The sequence below is a fragment of the Paenibacillus sp. TAB_01 genome (genome assembly GCF_043945595.1).
Lineage (GTDB): Bacteria > Bacillota > Bacilli > Paenibacillales > NBRC-103111 > Paenibacillus_S.
The window spans coordinates 3,768,744-3,783,251 of the sequence record NZ_JBIFNP010000001.1 but is presented as its reverse complement, the minus strand read 5'-3'; the positions used below and the strand labels follow the sequence as shown (position 1 = coordinate 3,783,251).

At 54.3% G+C, this 14,508-nt stretch carries 12 protein-coding genes and 2 pseudogenes; 10 read left to right on the top strand and 4 right to left on the bottom strand.

Features of this window, described 5'->3' with window-relative positions; all coding sequences use genetic code 11:
* Positions 1 to 29: 29 nt before the first annotated feature.
* From ACHHV8_RS18235 to ACHHV8_RS18225, 3 genes and pseudogenes are all read right to left on the bottom strand, one after another.
* A complete protein-coding gene (locus ACHHV8_RS18235; RefSeq protein WP_395160323.1) occupies positions 30 to 347 on the bottom strand; it encodes a heterodisulfide reductase-related iron-sulfur binding cluster in 318 nt (105 codons plus the stop codon).
* A 4-nt stretch (positions 348 to 351) separates the two neighbouring features.
* Complete coding sequence (locus tag ACHHV8_RS18230) at positions 352 to 1,455, bottom strand: (Fe-S)-binding protein (RefSeq protein WP_395160321.1); 1,104 nt, start codon at positions 1,453 to 1,455, stop codon at positions 352 to 354.
* Positions 1,452 to 2,869 (bottom strand): annotated as a pseudogene (locus tag ACHHV8_RS18225) (FAD-binding oxidoreductase). Before ACHHV8_RS18225 ends, ACHHV8_RS18230 begins: the two are co-directional and overlap by 4 nt.
* A gap of 151 nt (positions 2,870 to 3,020) precedes the next feature.
* Between ACHHV8_RS18225 and ACHHV8_RS18220 the strand changes: the two are divergent.
* Complete coding sequence (locus tag ACHHV8_RS18220) at positions 3,021 to 3,731, top strand: FadR/GntR family transcriptional regulator (RefSeq protein ID WP_395160319.1); 711 nt, start codon at positions 3,021 to 3,023, stop codon at positions 3,729 to 3,731.
* Between the two features lie 180 nt (positions 3,732 to 3,911).
* Positions 3,912 to 5,285: a PASTA domain-containing protein gene (locus ACHHV8_RS18215; RefSeq protein ID WP_395160317.1), complete on the top strand. Its 1,374-nt coding sequence runs from the start codon at positions 3,912 to 3,914 to the stop codon at positions 5,283 to 5,285.
* 203 nt (positions 5,286 to 5,488) lie between these two features.
* Here the strand turns inward: ACHHV8_RS18215 and ACHHV8_RS18210 are convergent, their stop codons facing one another.
* Entirely contained in the window at positions 5,489 to 6,439 is a 951-nt protein-coding gene (locus ACHHV8_RS18210; RefSeq protein ID WP_395160315.1) for an L-lactate dehydrogenase, read from the bottom strand.
* Between the two features lie 253 nt (positions 6,440 to 6,692).
* Here ACHHV8_RS18210 and ACHHV8_RS18205 point away from each other — a divergent pair, with 253 nt between their 5' ends.
* The 8 genes and pseudogenes from ACHHV8_RS18205 (at position 6,693) to ACHHV8_RS18170 (ending at position 14,484) form a co-directional block, all read left to right on the top strand.
* Positions 6,693 to 7,877: a sensor histidine kinase gene (locus ACHHV8_RS18205; protein WP_395160313.1), complete on the top strand. Its 1,185-nt coding sequence runs from the start codon at positions 6,693 to 6,695 to the stop codon at positions 7,875 to 7,877.
* 40 nt (positions 7,878 to 7,917) lie between these two features.
* A complete protein-coding gene (locus ACHHV8_RS18200) occupies positions 7,918 to 8,460 on the top strand; it encodes a sensor histidine kinase (RefSeq protein WP_395163547.1) in 543 nt (180 codons plus the stop codon).
* A complete protein-coding gene (locus ACHHV8_RS18195) occupies positions 8,447 to 9,655 on the top strand; it encodes a response regulator (RefSeq protein WP_395160311.1) in 1,209 nt (402 codons plus the stop codon). The genes ACHHV8_RS18200 and ACHHV8_RS18195 overlap by 14 nt, the downstream gene beginning before the upstream one ends.
* Before the next feature lie 3 nt (positions 9,656 to 9,658).
* Positions 9,659 to 10,054 carry a helix-turn-helix domain-containing protein gene (locus ACHHV8_RS18190; RefSeq protein ID WP_395160309.1) on the top strand — a complete coding sequence of 132 codons (396 nt, stop codon included), beginning with the start codon at positions 9,659 to 9,661 and terminating at the stop codon, positions 10,052 to 10,054.
* Between the two features lie 132 nt (positions 10,055 to 10,186).
* Complete coding sequence (locus ACHHV8_RS18185) at positions 10,187 to 11,557, top strand: ABC transporter substrate-binding protein (protein ID WP_395160307.1); 1,371 nt, start codon at positions 10,187 to 10,189, stop codon at positions 11,555 to 11,557.
* Between the two features lie 81 nt (positions 11,558 to 11,638).
* Complete coding sequence (locus ACHHV8_RS18180; RefSeq protein WP_395160305.1) at positions 11,639 to 12,535, top strand: carbohydrate ABC transporter permease; 897 nt, start codon at positions 11,639 to 11,641, stop codon at positions 12,533 to 12,535.
* 35 nt (positions 12,536 to 12,570) lie between these two features.
* Positions 12,571 to 13,425: a carbohydrate ABC transporter permease gene (locus tag ACHHV8_RS18175; RefSeq protein WP_395163546.1), complete on the top strand. Its 855-nt coding sequence runs from the start codon at positions 12,571 to 12,573 to the stop codon at positions 13,423 to 13,425.
* Between the two features lie 53 nt (positions 13,426 to 13,478).
* Positions 13,479 to 14,484 (top strand): annotated as a pseudogene (locus ACHHV8_RS18170) (glycoside hydrolase family 130 protein).
* The last annotated feature ends 24 nt before the right edge of the window (positions 14,485 to 14,508 follow it).

Below are 14,508 nucleotides of genomic sequence, written 5' to 3'. Positions count from 1 at the left end.
ACATGACAGATGAGGTCTACAGCTGGATGTTACTTTATGGAAGAGGCCTGCAGCCGTTCATGAAGGAAATCGACGACATGCATCACCTTCAACCGGTCGGACAGGTTCTCGCGTTCCGCACCCAGCTTCATCTGCAGCAGGCAGCCGGGATTGCTTGTGAGCAGCACATGAGCCTCCGTATGCTTGACATGCTCCATCTTGTGATCCAGGATCTGCATGGACATTTCCGGCTGGACCAGATTGTAAATGCCCGCCGAGCCGCAGCAGCGGTCCGCTTCCGGAAGCTCGACGAAGGTAATGTCGGCCGTCCGGCTGATTAAATCCCGCGGAGCGTTCCCGGATCTCATGACATTACGGAGATGGCAGGAGTCCTGGTACGTGACTTTCAGCTTGGAGGACGACACTGGTCCCGGCTGAATTCGTGTTCTTGGCAGACGCTTGGCCGGATGGAGGGAACAGGGCGGCTAAGCGGCCTTTTTCCATCACGATTTGCGATACATCTTTCACGCGGTCGGCAAACCACTGCGCGTCGAGACTCCACTCTGCATCCTCATGCAGCAGATGATCGTATTCAATCAGGAGGGCGCCGCAGCCGCCGGCGTTCGATACAATATAATCGACCTGCGCCTGCTTAAAGGCGGCGATGTTCTGCTTGGCCAGCTGCTTGGCCTGCTCAAGCTCCCCGCTGTGGGCGTGGAGCGCGCCGCAGCACTGCTGCGCTTCGGGTATAACGACGTTAAAGCCGGCTTCCGACAGCAGCTTGACCGTGTTGATATTCGTTTCCGTAAACAGAATATCCATAACGCAGCCGCGGAACATGCCGACGGTGGCAATCGCCTCGCCCTTGGCCGGGTAAAAGCTGCCAAGCTGCTCGACGACGCCTTTCGAAGCGGCGGGAGGAAGAATGGCCTCCATCTGACGCATCGAGTCGGGAAACAGCTTCAGTACCGAAGCCTGGGCCAAAGCGCGCAGTCCGGAGCGCTGATACACCTTCAATGCGCCGCCTACAAGCCGCATGCGCTTCGGACTCGGGAACACATGCTTAAAAGCGGCTTGGCGGGCGATGCGCACCCACCAGCGGTGCTCCGGCTGCTCTTCGAGCACGGCCCTGGTCTGCTCCAGCAGCTGGCCGTATTTCACGTCGGCCGGGCAGACGGGCTCACAGGCGCGGCAGCCGAGGCATAAGTCCATTTGCTGCCTGAAGGAAGCGTCGGGCTCCATCAGGCCGTCGGTTACGGCTTTCATTAAGGCGATACGCCCGCGCGGAGAGGCCGCTTCATAGCCGGTCTCCTGGAACGTAGGACAGGCGGGCTGACAGAAGCCGCAGCGCATGCAGTTCGTAAGCTCGTCATAATTCAGCTTGATCTTCATCCGTTCTCTAAGAGCGGCGGATGACGCACCGGTCTTTAGGGCAGGCGGCGCTGCGTTTGGTTGGGTTGGGACGGAAGTACTCAATGCTGGATCACCACCCTTTTGCGTGAAGGCTTGGCAAATATCTTGCCGGGATTCATGATGTGGTTCGGGTCAAATGCCTGCTTGATGCTTTTCATCAGCTCAATGCCGGCCGCACCGACCTTCCACTCCAAGTAAGGAGCCTTAACTACGCCGACGCCGTGTTCTCCGGTAATCGTGCCTCCGAGCGCGATCGCCTTCTCGAAAATCTCCTCAAACGCCTGCTCCACCCGATGAATTTCCTCGGGATTGCGGACGTCGGTCGTACAGGTAGGATGGAGATTGCCGTCTCCGGCGTGGCCGAACGTGCATATATTGACGCCGTATTTCCTGGCGATTTCATTGATCGCGATAACCATCTCGGCGATATGGGAGCGGGAGCCGTAGCATCCTCCAGAATGGTGGTCGGACTGATCCGGGCCAAGGTAGACAGGGCGCTCCTGCGCGCTTTCATCAGCTTCTCCGCTTCTTCGGCGCTGCGGGCCAGCTGCACCTCGGCGGCTCCTTCTTCCATGCAGATCTGCTTGATCTTCGCGATATCCGCGTCGATGATGTCCTCGTTAAAGCCGTCCTGTTCAATCAGCAGAATTGCTTCCATCTCCAGCGGCAGGCCGATCTTGTTGAATTCCTCGACGACGCGCAGGGTCGGATTATCGATAAACTCCAGCGTAGAGGGCGTAATCCGGTGCTGCCCGATGATGCTAGATACGGTTCGGGCCGCAGCATAAATATCCTTGTACATGGCGAGCATTGTTTTCTTGTAGGTAGGGGCCGTCAGCAGCTTGACGGTTGCTTCGGTAATGATCGCAAGCGTTCCCTCGGAGCCGACCAGCAGCTTCGTCAGGTCATAGCCGGCAACATCCTTGTACAGCTTGCCGCCGGTACGGATAATGTCCCCGTTCGGCAGCACGGCCTCAAGACCGATCACGTAATCCTTGGTCGTGCCGTATTTCAGCCCGCGCAGGCCTCCGGCACATTCCATAATGTTGCCGCCCATTGTGGAGATGACCATGCTGCTCGGATCGGGCGGATAGAAGTAGCCCAGCTCCTCTACGGCCTGATGGAACTTCTTGGTATTCAACCCGGGCTGAAACGTCGCGGTCAGATTGTCCCGGTCAATTTCGAGCAGCCGATTCATCCGGTTCATCACGAGCACGAGTCCGCCCGCTACCGGGACGGTGCCTGCGCTGAGATTGGTGCCGGCACCACGGCCGATGACTGGGATGCAGTGCTCGTTCGCTACCCGGAGGATGGCGGAGACCTGCGCCGTATCGGCGGGATAAATGACCCCGTCCGGCAGCGACTGGTGCATAGGCGTGGCGTCATAGGAGTAAGAAATAAGCGCTTCGGGATCATCTTTAAAATGGGCTTCGCCGACAATGCTGCGAAGCTGTTGGCGGACGGAATCATCCAGCATAAATAGGACAGCCTCCCTGGATCAATGGATTTTACTGGCAGAGCAGCAGCCAACAAGACCTAACAAGAATTGAGATCAGGTCATCTGATGACTTTTCTTTCATTATAGCGTATGCTTGAATAAGTGTATATTCTTTTTTTCGGGGGATTGTATGAAGCAGTTTACGAATGTAAAGCCGCAAAAAGGATCCGATCTGGTCATGGAAGCTATCCTTCAGCGGATCGAGTCGAACGATTTGAAGCCGGGCGACCGTCTTCCCTCGGTGGTGGAGCTCGCGAACAGCTTTCAGCTGGGACGTTCTACGATCCGTGAAGCGCTGAGCGCCTTGAAGGCTATGGGATGGCTCGACATTCGCCATGGCGGAGGAGCCTTCGTCAGCAAGGAGCTGCCGAAGGCGGACCAGGCGGGAGGTGCGCAGCCTCTTTTTGAAGGGACGGATTCCTTGAAGGAAGTGCTGGAGGTCCGCAAATATATTGAGGTAGGGTGCGTGGTCCTGGCGGCAAGGAACCGCACGGATAGCGATCTTGCCGCTATGGAGCGGACGATCGGTCTGATGCTTGATGTGCTGGCTGACGAAACGCTGGGAGAGCAGGCGGACGTCGATTTTCACCTCCAGATTGCAGCGGCCAGCCATAACAAGCTGTTTCTGCAAATTATGGAGTCTTTAACGCAGCGGCTGCAGGAGAGCATGGGCAAGTCGCGGGCCTTATGGTTCTATGGAGAACTGGCGTCCGCGGAAAGGCTTTTGCAGGAGCATACGGCTATTTTTGAAGCGATCCGCGATCAGGATGAGGCTATGGCTGAGAAAAGGCTGCTGCTTCATCTGCAAAAGGTGGACACGGTTCTGCAGCAGGTGCTGTAGCTGCGGAATCCGAAACTTTTTTGTTTCGGTCTGCGTCTTTTAGGGTAAGTCGCTGTATTGCCTGAAATCTTTTATTTAATTCAGCGGAAAATAAGACTGCGTTACGAACGATATAAATGAGATGCGAAAGGATTTACATCCGATCATTTCCCGAAAGGATAGATAAAGGGGGCCAGCCTAATGGAAGGTAGCATTGGGAACCGGTACGTACCAGAGAAAACGATCATGTCGCTGCCGGGCGGAATGATCTATCTGGGGACGGATCTTTCATTGAAACGCCATGTGATTTTGTATGGGGTGGACAGCCCGGATGAAGCGTTCACGGCGCGTTATCTGCGTCAGCTGCGGGAAGCCTCCCAGTTTACCGGCGAAAATTTTATGCATATCCTGGATCTCGGCATGGACACTGAGTCGAGCCGGATCGTAGCGATTCTTAAACCGAGCAGCGGAAAGCCGCTTGCCCAGGAGATCGGCCGGCAGGCCTGGAGCTTCGAGGAAAGCATTCTTCTGATCTGCGGCTTGAGCGTGACGATGCAAAAAGCGTTTGCGGAAGGGATTACGCAATTCTCCGTGCATGCCGAGAACCTGTGGTTAAATGAAGAGAATCAGATTGTGGTCATGAATTACTGGGAGCAGGGGCCTGCGCGCCACCGGGGCGTTACCGGGCTGTGCGGTTTGCTCTATCAATTTCTGACCGGCGCTCAAACGATCCCCTTGTCGTGGGAAAGTCTGGAGCTGCTGCTTCTCGAATCGCTGCGCGACCTGCAGTCTCAGCAGCGGGAGGAGGTTCTTGGCATTATTCGCCAGGCATCGGCGGGACAGCTGTCGCTGAAGGAATTTACTTCCCAGCTCCGGCAGCAGCTGAGCTTCCGCGGCGAACGCGGAATGGACGATGTGAAGCCTGCGCCTACGGCGTCGGCGCAGGCTCCATCCGCGTCTGCAGCACGGCCTAACCCGTATAAGGACGAGGAGCAGGAGCGCATCCGCGAGCTGAAGCAGTTCGTCGCGGGTCCGTCCCGTCCGGCAGCGCGTAGGACAGCCGCACCTGAGCCGGAGGGCGATGAGGCCGAAGACAAAACGGCGGCGATGGAGCTCGATGAGCCTGCGGAGGAAAAACGGTCGGTCGGATGGCTGGCTAAGCGGGTGCTCATTTTCGGTACCGCGTTTCTGTGCATTGTAGCCTTGGCCGGCTTCATTCTGATCGAATTGATCGATAATCACAAGCCGAACCGCGGCGAAGATCCGTCGTTTGCCGAGCAGGTGCCGGCCACGCCGCAGACGCAGCAGCCGGCGGAGACTGCGCCTAAGGAAACGAAGCCGGAACCGTCGCCGGAGAAGCCGCCCGCGTCCGGAGAGCCTGTCCAGGCGCCCAGCCTGATCGGACTGAGCCGGGAGGAAGCGGAGAAGCAGGCTTTGGCTTACGGCCTGCACTATGAATTTGTGATTGAGGCGAGCGATCAGGCGAACAATACGGTATTCAAGCAGGAGCCCGTGCCGAATACGCAGCTTCATTCAGGGGATAACATTAAGTTTTGGGTAAGCAAAGGACAATAACCGGAACGTAGACATGCCCGGACGCTCCGCGGCTGGCCGATTCTGCTTTTAAGCGGAAGCGGCCGCGCGGAGGCGCCGGGCTTTTTTTGACATCATAGAATTTATAAAATTTCGGGGTCCCCGCAAAGTACATGAGTCCGCCTCGAAGCATAAGCCCCACTTTGTGGGGTTATTTTGGCTGCTCTTGGGTTCATCCTGCGGAACTATAAAGAAAGCCTTTGTACCGCCTGCCGGAGGACGGAGCAGGAGTAGTTGAACTGATCCTTTTCCTTGGGCGACAAATTCAGCTCGACGATTTCTTTCACGCCCTGCCGGTTGATGATGGCCGGGACGCCCGCGCATAAATCCGTTTGTCCGTATTCCTGATCCAGAATGGCGGATACGGCAATAACTTTGTGGTCGTCATTGAGGATCGAGCGGGTAATATAAGCAAGCGCATTGCCGATGCCGTAATGGGTGGAGCCTTTGCGGCTGTATATTTCCCAGCCTGCATCCTTGGTTTGCAGCGCAATTTCCTCCAGGTTCATATGTCCGAACCGCTTCGGATGCTGTGCGAGAATATCGAGGATAGGCTTACCGCCGATCGTGACATGCGACCAGCAAGGAAATTGGGATTCACCGTGCTCGCCGAGCACATAGCCCTGCACGCTCCGCGGATCTACCGGCAAATAGTTGGAGAGCAGCGTTTTTAGGCGGGAGGAGTCGATCGAGGTGCCGGTGCCTAGAACCTGATGGCGGGGAAGCTCCGATAGCTTCCACACCATGTAAGTGACAAGATCGACCGGATTGGCTGCCGCGAGGAACACGCCTTGAAAGCCGCTGGCCATAATTTGCTTGATCATCGGCTTGTGAATGTCCTGGGCCAGCTCCAGCGCATCAAGCCGGTTCTTGCTGTTCGGAGGTGTGGCCCCGGAGCACAGGATGACGATATCCATGTCCTTGCACTGCTCGTAGGTTCCTGTATACACTTTGGTGCGTGAATGCGTGAAGTCCATGCAGTGCGATAAGTCCAGCGCTTGAGCATAAGCGCGGTCCGGGGTGCGGTCGATCAGCATGATCTCGTCGCAGATCGACTGGTTGATTAAGGCGTAGGCACAGCTGGCTCCGACATAACCGACTCCGACGATGGCAACCTTGCGTAATGAGCTTCCCATTGCGTATTCCCCTCTCGTCAACTCTTCGCTGTCATTAAAATATATGAACAAATGAAACTTTCATGTAATTTATGTGTTATTTATATTTACGCGAATTGATATTGAAATGTCACTATTTTGTTTCGGTCGGAAGAACGATCTGTACTCGCAGCGATGACTTTTTCAGTAGCCTCCTCCTAAAGGGAGTCTTGTGAAAGCGGGCGGGACTGTGACATAATCGATGTACTCAACACACAGATTAGGGTGAGACGCATTGATTGATTACAAACAGCTGTCGTTCCGAAGCAAATTGAGATCGGCTTTTATTATGGTGACCCTGCTGTCGATTCTGATCACCGGCGGGTTCAGCTATTATATTACGACCAACATTATGGAAGAGAACGCGCTGAAGCTGACCCAGGATACGGTCGTTAAATCCGCACAGATCGTAGACGAAAAGCTGAATAAGCTGATGATCGTTATGATGACGTTTATGATCAGCCCGCAGTTTCGCAATATGCTGAAGGACGTATCCACCGGGGAGAAAGGAAACTATTATACGCACCTCGCGGAGATGGACAACGTGTTTTCCCAGGCGAGAATTGCCGAGCCGCTGATTCATTCGATTTATGTGTCGACTCCGATGGGAGAGTTCTATCCTCTGTCGATGAACCGGAACCGGCAAACCGCTTTCGCAGATACTTCTTTATATCAGCGAACGCAGCAGGCGAAGAAGAATCTCTGGATCGAAGGGCATGAAGACACCTTGTTTTTAGGGAAAGAGCGGGTGGTCTCGCTTATTTTGCTGCCGATATCCGATTTTCCCGTCAGTGATGTCTATGTAGTCGTCAATATTCGGGAAGAGGGGCTCCGCAAGCTGGTCGGGCCGGAATCGGACAGCGGTTCGTCCCGCGTGCTGCTGAATGCCGATGCCGCACCCGTATGGCGGGAGCCGAACGCGCTTGTGAATGAAGCGGTAGGCAGCGGCTTTGTGAAGCCATTTATTCATGGCGGGGCTTCCGGCTATACGACATATGAGATGGATCGCCAAGACTATTTGTTGAACTATGCGCACATGAGCATCAATGACTGGACGATTATGGCGATCCAATCCAAGGATCACGTGCTCCACGATATGATCTATGTCAAATGGATGATCTTTTTAATCACTTTGCTTGCTTTTCTGATCACGGCGCTCGTTTCGGGCGAATTTACCCGTTATCTGCTGAAGCCGCTGCAAGGGCTTCAGCAGGTCATGAAGCGGGTGGAAGGAAACGATTTGTCGGCAAGGTTCGAAAGCCCGAGCCAGGACGAGCTGGCGCAGGTCGGCTACCGTTTTAACCGGATGCTGGAGCAGATCGTCGTGCTGATCGACGAAGTGAAACAGGCTGAAACGAATAAACGGGCAGCCGAAATCAAGTCGCTGTCGGCTCAGATCGGACCCGCATTTTTTGTATAACGCCTTGAACACGATTTACTGGAGACTTGATTTGAAGCAGGTGGAGGTCTCCCAGAAGATGATCGTCTCGCTATCCCGTTTATTTCAGCTCGGCTTGAACAAAGGCAATGAGATTACGACGCTGGACAAGGAAATACAGCATGTTCGCGAGTATTTAAAGCTGCAGATGTTCTGCTACGAGCATTTGTTTGAGTATGACATTCAGGTGAATGGGCCGTGGCTTCTTCAACTTCCGATCCCCCGGATCATGCTGCAGCCGCTGGTCGAAAACAGCATTCTTCACGGCTTTGAAAGTATGGAAAGCGGAGGGCGGATCGATATTGGGATTGAGGCGAATGAAGAAAAGGGGCAGTGGACGATCCGGGTCCGGGATAACGGGAAAGGGATCGACGAATCCCGGCTGCACTCGCTGCTGCAGGACAGCGGTGAGGAAAAGGGCTATGCCGTCGGCAATCTGCTCAGCAGACTACAGCTGTATTACGGCGATCTTGCGTCCCTGTCTATCGACAGCATCCCAGGGGAAGGAACGACCGTGCTTATTACCATACCGCTGAAAGGAGAGCTTTCCGATGTACAATCATGAAGGGATCCGCCTATGCGTCATTGATGATATCAAAATTGTGGTCGACGGACTGACCGCCATCGACTGGCCGGAGCACGGCATCCAGGTCGGAGGCACCTCTTCGAACGGGGAGGACGGGCTGGAGCTGATAAAACGGGTCAAGCCCGATATCATCATTACAGATATCCGGATGCCCAAGATGGACGGATTGACGATGCTTCGGGCAATTCTGGAGCTGAATCATTTATGCAAGGTTATCCTGATCAGCAGCTATACGGATTTTGATTACGCCAAGCAGGCCGTGCAGCTCGGGGCTTTTGACTTTGTAGTCAAGCCGTTCACGAAGGATGAGATTATTGATGCCGTGCTCCGGGCCAAAGCGCAGATTGTCGAAGAAAAGTCGCAGCTCCTGAACGTTCGCGAGATGGAAATGAAGCTCAGGGAGAGCATGCCGGTACTCAGGCAGGAATATTTCGCGCTTCTACTCAACCATCGGACGCCTTGGGAGCATGCTTCCAAACGATGGGCGTTTCTTAACATGGAGCTGGAGCCCCGGGGACTGGTTGTGCTGCTGCTCGAAATCGACGGTTTTCAGGAGCGGGTTGCCGGACTGCCTGTCCATGAGATTGAGCTGATTCGGTTCACGATGCAGAACATTATGGAGGAAACGATCCGGGAGCATGCGAAATGCATTGTATTCCGGGCGGCGCATAACCGGTTCGTTGCCGTGGTCAACGATTCCGCCGCGGCCGGCGCTACCGTTATTGCCGAACGCTGCTGCCTCAATATCGAGCGGTATACGAAATTTACCGTTTCCGTCGGCGTGGGAACGCGGGTCGAGCAAATCAGCGAGCTGCCCGATACCTACAGGCAGGCGAGCCGCGCGCTGACCTACAAGCTGTTTACGGAAGGCAACGGCGCCATCGCCTATGAGGAAATACCGAAATCGGACAGGCAGCCTCCCATCGCATTGGAGCAAAAGGAGGAGCTTCTGCTCGTTCTGCGTTCCGGCAACAGCGAGCGGGCGGCCGAAATTTTGGCCGATATTTCGAACGCGCTTCAGTCCTTGCGGCCAAGGCCCAATCCGGATTATTTGCTGAGTTTATACGAGGAGCTGGCCTCCGCCGCCATCCGGACGTTCTATGAGCTCGTCCCTTACCGCAGCGTTCAGCCGTTGGTCGACAGGTTTAAGGGAGTCCAGGCTCAAGCGGGGTGAACCTTGTCGGGACTGGAGCAGCAGCTGCTGCTCCTCTGCCGTGAGGGAGCGGAGCTGGTGAAGAAAAATACGCTGTCGGAAGGACAAGCGGTTATTTATAAGGCGCAGGACTTTTTGCTCAGTCAGCTGGAGCGGGAAGTAACGGTGACCGAATGCGCTGCGCATGTACATTTAAGCGTTAGCTATTTCTCCAGCTTGTTCAAGAAAGTGACCGGGCTGACGATGACGCAGTATGTGAATACCGAACGGATTCAGAAGGCCAAAGCGCTGCTGATCGGCGGGATGCCAGTGCAGGAGGTCGCCTCTGCGGTCGGGTACGAGGAGCGCCGCTATTTCAGCGAAATGTTCAAGAAGGTGACCGGGATGACGCCTTCCGAATTCCGGGCAAGCTACGATTGAAAAAAATGTCGAAATTTGCAAGATCATATTTTTGTCACCCTAGAGAGTGGACTTACCCCACTCTCTTCTTTTATTTTGCACATTATACTAAAGGGGAAGCAGGACAAAACATAAGAAAAAGAGGTATCGGGTATGTGGAGAAAAATGGTATCCGTTGGTTTAGGGGTCACGCTTTCCGTAGGTTTGGCAGGCTGCGGCTCATCCGAACCGGCGAAAGGCACGAACGGCCAAGCGGGCGGCACTGCGCAGAAGAAAGTCATCAAGTACTGGACGGACGATCGTCATGACCAGGAGTATATCAAGGAAATGATCGCGAAGTTCAATTCCACCAACCAAGACAACATTGAAGTGGAACTGACGGTGATGTCGGAAAACTATAACCAAAGCGTTGACATCGCGTTTTCAAGCAACCAGGCGCCGGATGTGCTGAGGCTGAAGAGCGCGAACACGGAAACCTTTGTGAAAAAAGGATATGTGGCTCCGATTGATTCCTACATGAATGACGAGCTGAACAAGAAATTTTCTTCGGTAATTATCGATGGGGTGAACCGGTTTGACGGTAAACTGTATTCTCTTCCGAATACGGGATTAACGCTGCGGCTTGTGTATAACCAGGAACTGTTTGAGAAGGCAGGCATCCAGAATCCGCCGGTTTCACTTCAGGAGATGGCAGCCGATGCGAAGAAAATTACCGATATGGGCAAAAAAGACGGGATTTACGGCTTCGCGCTCAATTTTAAAAGTCCGAAGCTCGCGTTCGACCGCTCCATTCGGGAAATATTGTCGCTGAGCGGTTACCAGGGGCTTGGCTTTGATCCGAAGACGGGCAAGTTTGACTTTGCGCCTTATGCGGAGGCTGTGAAATACTTCAAGCAAATGAACGACGAGGGAAGCATTCTGCCCGGAGCGACAAGCCTGGACATCGATCCGCTACGCGCTCAATTCGCTGCCGGCAAGATCGGGATGTACTTATCGTTCTCGACGGAGCCCGGCGTCTACAAGGATCAATTCCCGACAACAATCAAATGGGGCGGCGCCCTTCCTCCGACTTTGGACGGTCAGCGCAAAGGCACCTCGGAGATTGTATCGGCAGGCACATGGCTTGGGATCAGCAACACTTCGCTTAATAAGGACGCGGCGTGGAAGTTTATGCAGTATATGTACGGCGACGATATTCTAACAACCTATCATGAGAAAGGCTTCGGCATTGCTGTCGTGCCAAGCATTGCAGCGAAAGCGAAAAAGCCGGACATTCCGGGCATGGAAGGCTTCCTTGTCGGCAAGTATGACTCCTTGTGGCCGGTTTCTCCTAACGTAACGCCGGAGGGGGCGAATTACGGCGACGCTTTCTTTAAATACATGCTGACCGGCGGCGACCTGAATAAAGTTACGGAAGATTTGAACACGCGCTATAATGCCGCATTGGCTAAAGCTGCAGAGAAGGGCGATGTGAAGGTGACTCCGGATCCATCGTTTGATCCCGGCAAGCTGCAGGGCAAATAAGCAGGCGGGGCAAGGGCCTTCGTGAGCGGTTGACGAGGCCCTTTTTTTAGGCCCGTATTCGGGAAAGGAGGCATACCAGTAATGTCTAAATGGAAAAGACTGCAGGAAAATTCGCTGCTTCTTCTGCCCAGCGTTGTGCTCACCTTGGCGCTTGGCATTTACCCGCTGCTGTGGGTGCTCCGATATATGTTCTACGATTACGCGGGCTACGGTAACGAATTGTTCATCGGGCTCGACAATTTCAGACGGCTGATGAAGGATACCCAGTTCTGGGATTCGGTCGGGAATACTTTCGTGTTCGCAGGCGGCAAGCTGCTGCTGACGATTCCGCTGTCGCTGATCCTGGCGGTTATTCTGAACGGCAGACTGCGCGGCAGAGGCTGGCTGAGGGCTATTTATTTTATGCCGACCGTTATTAGTACAGCCGTTATTTCCGTTGTGTTTTATATCATTTTCAATTCCTATAACGGTATGGTGAATCAGCTGCTTCTGAAATATCACGTGATCAACGCGCCAATCGATTGGATGGGGCAGGAGCACGCCATGCTGACGGTCATTCTCGTGGCGGTATGGGGAGCGGTCGGCAACTATATGCTGCTGTTTCTGGCGGGGCTTCAGAGCATTCCGAACGATTTATATGAAAGTGCCTCGATTGACGGGGCGAACGCCACGCAAAAATTTTGGAGCATTACGATTCCTATGCTCGGCCCTGTAATGCAGATGATCGTTATGCTGGCCATTATCGCTTCGCTCAAAGGCTACGAGAGCATAATGGTCATGACGGAAGGCGGGCCGATCGGCAGGACGGAAGTGATGTATTTGTACCTGTATAAGCTGTTGTTCCCGGTATCTACGGGCTCGGCGGTCGATCAGCAGATTGGGTACGGCAGCGCCGTCGGGTTCGCAACGGCAGTCATTGTAGGGATCATTACAGCGCTCTATTACTATTTATCCAAAAAAATGAACAAGGTATTTTAGGAGGCGGGCAGGAGATGAATACACAAGCCAGACCGATGAACCGTAAGCCGTCTCTGCAGTTCGCCGGAATCGCCGGCCGCACGGTGATGTGGATATTCTTGATCGTCACCGCGATCCTGACGTTATTCCCCGTTCTTATGACAGTGAGCGGTTCTTTGAAAAGCAACGCCGAGCTGATGAGCGGCGGCGATCTGCTGCCGAAAGTATGGCAGTTTCACAATTACGCCGAAGCATGGAAGCAGACGCATTTCGCCCAATACACATGGAACAGCGTGTTTCTGAGCGTTGCCGTAACGGCGGGGCACCTGCTCGTTGCCGCGATGGCTGCCTATGTCGTGGACCGGAGGCAATTTCCCGGCAAAGCGCTCTACGTCGGGGTGCAGGCTTCGACGATGTTTATTTCTGTAGGAGCCGTCGTGCTCAGGCCGCAGTTCGATCTGATGGTCAAGCTCCATATGAATACGACACTGTGGGGCGTCATTCTCATTCTGATCAGCGCGCATGCGAGCACTTTCTTTATTCTGCTCGGTTTTTTCAAGGCGATCCCCAAGGATCTCGACGAAGCGGCCATGATGGACGGCTCCAGCTTTATCCGCAACTTCTATACTATAATTCTGCCGCTGCTGGCACCGGGGCTCGGCGTATCCGGCCTGTTCACGTTCCGCCATGCTTGGAACGAATATATTTTGCCGCTCGTGTTCACGATGACGAATCCGAAGCTGCAGACGCTGACTGTCGGACTTGCCAATCTGCGCTACGGCTCCTCTGCGGCGATGCAGACGAACCTGATGATGGCCGGAGCTTGCCTGTCGATCCTTCCGATGCTCATCGTGTATATTGCGGCGAACAAATCGTTCATGCAGGTGACGGCGGGCTCGGTTAAAGGCTAGTCGCACGGTGTCCGTGGTACGGAAACCTATTGATACTTAAGGAGGCATTATTAATGAACGAACTAACTATAGGCAGATTGGTCTCGAGCCCCGTGATTCACCGTCATACGGCTAACCCGCTGCTCACACCGAAGGATGTTCCTTATCGGACCTGCTATGGTATTTAATGCGGGGGTAACGAAATTTCAAGGGAAATATGTGATGGTATTCCGTAATGATTACGGTAATGCGGAGAACGAAACCATTGAGCCGCACAGCACGACGAACTTGGGGCTTGCCTACAGCGATGACGGGATTTCATGGAAGGTGCAGCCTGCGCCATGCTGGACATGGAACGATGAAGAAGTCATTCGGGTTTATGATCCTAGGCTGACTGTCATCGACGGGCGGTGCTATATGTGTTTTGCCGTCGATACGAAGCATGGGCTGCGCGGCGGGATTGCCGTAACCGAAGATTTCGAGCATTTCGAGGTGCTTAGCCTTTCCCTGCCGGACAACCGCAATATGGTGCTGTTCCCGGAAAAAATCGGAGGCAAATACGTTCGGCTCGAGCGGCCGTTCCCCGTGTACAGCCGCGGCGGCATCGATCGGTTTGATATGTGGATGAGCGATTCTCCCGATCTGCTGTATTGGGGCAATTCCTGTCTGGTGCTGGGTGTGGAGCATGTGCCGTTCGCTAATGACAAGGTCGGTCCGGGCGCTCCGCCGGTGAAGACGGACAAAGGCTGGCTCACGACGTTCCATGCCGTTGATCTCGACCGCAGCCGCGGTAAAAATGGGTGGGAGGACGCTTGGAAGAAGCGTTACACCGCCGGCATCATGCTGCTGGATCTTGACAATCCGAGCCGGATCATCGGCATGTCCAAGTCGCCGCTGCTGGCGCCCGAAGCTTCTTACGAGACGGACGGCGGCTTCCGCAATCATGTTATCTTTCCCGGCGGCATGATTCTTGAGCCCTCCGGCGAAGTCAAAATTTATTACGGCGCCGCCGACACGGTAGAATGTCTGGCGACCGCTCACGTGGACGATTTGGTACGTATATGCCTGGAAGGCAGATAAGAAGATGCTGAAGACGGGTCTGCC

Excerpts from the sequence above, each read along its gene's own strand:
- ACHHV8_RS18235 (WP_395160323.1), bottom strand. The coding sequence starts at position 347 with ATGAGATCCGGGAACGCTCCGCGGGATTTAATCAGCCGGACGGCCGAC.
- ACHHV8_RS18220 (WP_395160319.1), top strand. The coding sequence starts at position 3,021 with ATGAAGCAGTTTACGAATGTAAAGCCGCAAAAAGGATCCGATCTGGTC.
- ACHHV8_RS18215 (WP_395160317.1), top strand. The coding sequence starts at position 3,912 with ATGGAAGGTAGCATTGGGAACCGGTACGTACCAGAGAAAACGATCATG.
- ACHHV8_RS18210 (WP_395160315.1), bottom strand. The coding sequence starts at position 6,439 with ATGGGAAGCTCATTACGCAAGGTTGCCATCGTCGGAGTCGGTTATGTC.
- ACHHV8_RS18195 (WP_395160311.1), top strand. The coding sequence starts at position 8,447 with ATGTACAATCATGAAGGGATCCGCCTATGCGTCATTGATGATATCAAA.
- ACHHV8_RS18185 (WP_395160307.1), top strand. The coding sequence starts at position 10,187 with ATGTGGAGAAAAATGGTATCCGTTGGTTTAGGGGTCACGCTTTCCGTA.
- ACHHV8_RS18180 (WP_395160305.1), top strand. The coding sequence starts at position 11,639 with ATGTCTAAATGGAAAAGACTGCAGGAAAATTCGCTGCTTCTTCTGCCC.
- ACHHV8_RS18175 (WP_395163546.1), top strand. The coding sequence starts at position 12,571 with ATGAACCGTAAGCCGTCTCTGCAGTTCGCCGGAATCGCCGGCCGCACG.